This window comes from Kitasatospora sp. NPDC057512 (assembly GCF_042802135.1).
Lineage (GTDB): Bacteria > Actinomycetota > Actinomycetes > Streptomycetales > Streptomycetaceae > Kitasatospora.
Map to the genome: position 1 here is coordinate 1 of NZ_JBHVET010000981.1, position 2,515 is coordinate 2,515.

At 75.3% G+C, this 2,515-nt stretch carries 6 protein-coding genes; 5 read left to right on the forward strand and 1 reads right to left on the reverse strand.

All coding sequences use genetic code 11. The features are described 5' to 3' along the window. Nucleotides 1-9: 9 nt before the first annotated feature. Complete coding sequence (gene rpmG / locus ACFU6K_RS36555) at nucleotides 10-174, reverse strand: 50S ribosomal protein L33 (RefSeq protein ID WP_049656556.1); 165 nt, start codon at nucleotides 172-174, stop codon at nucleotides 10-12. 144 nt (nucleotides 175-318) lie between these two features. Between rpmG and rpmB the strand changes: the two genes are divergently transcribed. Genes rpmB through rpmF form a run of 5 tightly spaced genes read left to right on the forward strand, consistent with a single transcriptional unit; the run spans nucleotide 319 to nucleotide 2,496 of the window. Then, complete coding sequence (gene rpmB, locus ACFU6K_RS36560) at nucleotides 319-555, forward strand: 50S ribosomal protein L28 (RefSeq protein WP_380670581.1); 237 nt, start codon at nucleotides 319-321, stop codon at nucleotides 553-555. Next, complete coding sequence (gene rpsN, locus ACFU6K_RS36565; RefSeq protein WP_380670583.1) at nucleotides 555-860, forward strand: 30S ribosomal protein S14; 306 nt, start codon at nucleotides 555-557, stop codon at nucleotides 858-860. Before rpmB ends, rpsN begins: the two co-directional genes overlap by 1 nt. Before the next feature lie 5 nt (nucleotides 861-865). Beyond that, on the forward strand, nucleotides 866-2,032 hold the full coding sequence (locus tag ACFU6K_RS36570) for a CobW family GTP-binding protein (protein WP_380670589.1): 1,167 nt from the start codon (nucleotides 866-868) through the stop codon (nucleotides 2,030-2,032). 14 nt (nucleotides 2,033-2,046) lie between these two features. After that, on the forward strand, nucleotides 2,047-2,274 hold the full coding sequence (gene rpsR / locus ACFU6K_RS36575) for a 30S ribosomal protein S18 (RefSeq protein ID WP_380670585.1): 228 nt from the start codon (nucleotides 2,047-2,049) through the stop codon (nucleotides 2,272-2,274). Between the two features lie 48 nt (nucleotides 2,275-2,322). Continuing rightward, a complete protein-coding gene (gene rpmF / locus ACFU6K_RS36580) occupies nucleotides 2,323-2,496 on the forward strand; it encodes a 50S ribosomal protein L32 (protein ID WP_380670587.1) in 174 nt (57 codons plus the stop codon). Nucleotides 2,497-2,515: the final 19 nt, after the last annotated feature.

A 2,515-nucleotide genomic window follows, 5' to 3' on the forward strand; every position in this document is an offset into this window, starting at 1 on the left:
CGTCCGGGGTCAGCGCTCCTCGCGGAAGTCGACGTGCCGGCCCGCGGCCGGGTCGTACTTGCGCAGGACCATCCGGTCCGGGTCGTTGCGGCGGTTCTTGCGGGTCACGTACGTGAAGCCGGTGCCGGCGGTGGAGCGGAGCCTGATCACCGGGCGCAGTTCGCTGCGGGCCATGGGGCGTCCTCCTGGGGTCGTGGGCTCGGGGCCCGGGTGCGGGGTCCGAGGGGTTGCCTCGAACCGTACATCGAAATGGAAGTCATTTTCATCTGGTGTAACGTGAGCCCGGTCCTGCCCATTCCCGGACGCCAGGGAGCACCCATGTCCGCCCGCTGCCAACTCACCGGCCGCCGGCCCGGCTTCGGCAACGCGATCTCGCACTCGCACCGCCGCACCGGCCGCCGCTTCGACCCCAACATCCAGCGCAAGCGCTACTGGCTGCCCGGCGAGGGCCGGTACGTCCGGCTGGCGCTGAGCGCCAAGGGCATCCGCACCATCGACGCGATCGGCATCGAGGCCGCCGTCGCCCGCATCCGCGCCCGGGGGGAGAAGGTCTGATGGCCAAGCAGAGCAAGATCGCCAAGAACGAGCGGCGGCGCGCCGTCGTCGCCCGCTACGCCGAGCGCCGGGCCGAGCTCAAGCGGATCATCGCCCACCCCGGCACCGGCCCCGCCGAGCGCGCCGCCGCCCAGGCCGAGCTCGCCCGCCAGCCGCGCGACGCCAGCGCCACCCGGGTCCGCAACCGGGACGCCGTGGACGGCCGGCCCCGCGGCTACCTGCGGGCCTTCGGCCTCTCCCGGGTCAACCTGCGCGCGCACGCCCACGCCGGGCACCTGCCCGGCGTCCGCAAGGCGAGCTGGTGAGCGCCGTGGACGGGACCAGGCTGCCGGTGGTGGTGGTCGCCGGCCTGCACGCGGAGCAGCGCCGGGCCGCGGTCGGGGAACTGGCGGCGGCCGCGGTGGACGCCGTGGTCCTGCACCACGACCTGCGGGACGCCGCGCTCGGCACCGTCCGCCGCGAACTGCGCGACGCCGCGGGGGCCTTCGACGTGGCCGACGTACCGCTGGTGAACGACTGCCCGTGCTGCGCCCTGCGCGAGGACCTGCTGCCCCGGCTGCTGGAGCTCGCCGACGGCGGCCGGTACGGACTGGCGATCGTCGAACTGTGGGGCGGCAGCGACCCGCACCCCGCAGTCGAGGTGATCGCCGGCGGAGAGGTGGACGGGCGGCGGCTCGACGACGCCGTCGAACTGGCGGGCGTGGTCACCGCCGTCGACCCGGACCGGCTGATCGGCGAGCTCTCCGTCCCCGACGACCTGGTGGAGCACGGCGAACAGACCGCCTCGCGCGACGACCGGACCCGCGCCGAGGCGCTCGCCCACCAGATCGAGTACGCCGGCACGCTCGCCGTACCGCGCGCCGCGGCGCACGCGCCGGGGCTCGCCCTCCTGCGCCAGCTGCACGCCACCGCCCGGACCGTCCGGCTCGGCACCGGAGCGCTCACCCGGGCCGCGCTCGGCGGCTTCGACGTGGCCGCCGCCCGCGACCGGGTCAACCCGGCGCTCGCGCTGCTGCCGCAGGAACGGGACGAGGCGGGCGTCGCCACCCTGCTGTGGGAGCGCCGCCGACCGCTCCACCCCGAGCGGCTGCACCGGGCGCTGGAACTGCTCGTCCCGGCGGCGCAGCGCAGCCGCGGCCGGTTCTGGCTGGCCAACCGGCCCGATCTGATACTCGCCTGGGACGCCGCCGGGGCGAACCTCGCGGTCGAGGAGTGCGGGCCCTGGCTCACCTCCCTGCCCGACGCGGCCTGGGACCTCTACCCGCCCGCGCGCCGGGCCGCCGCCGCCCTCGACTGGCACCCCCGGCACGGCGACCGGGTGCAGCAGCTCAGCTTCACCGCCGAGGGGCTGGACGTCGACGGCGTCACCGACCTGCTCGACTCCTGCCTGCTCACCGACGCCGAACTCGCCGCCGGCGAACCCGGCTGGAAGGCCCTGCCCGACGCCTTCCAGGACCTGCTCGACCCCGTCCACTGAAGGAGCGCCCTCCCGTGCGCAAACGACCCGCCCCGCCGAAGCCCCGGCCCAACCCGCTGCTAGCGGCGGGCATCGAGTACATCGACTACAAGGACACCGACCTGCTGCGCCGCTTCGTCTCCGACCGCGGCAAGATCCGCAGCCGCCGGGTCACCCGGCTCACCGCCCGGCAGCAGCGGGCGGTGGCCCGGGCGATCAAGAACGCCCGGGAGACGGCCCTCCTCCCGTACGCCTCCCGGTAGCACCGCTCGACGACACGTTCGACAACACCACCCGAGAAGGAGCCCGCGATGGCCGTACCCAAGCGCAAGACCTCCCGCGGCAACACCCGGCACCGCCGGGCCCAGTGGCGGGCGACGCCCCCGAAGCTGGTCGCGATCACCCTGAACGGCCGGGAGATGCTCGTCCCGCAGAACCTCGTCCCGGCGTACCGGCGGGGTCTGCTCGACCCGGACGGGCAGTAGGCGCGGCAGGAGGAAGCCC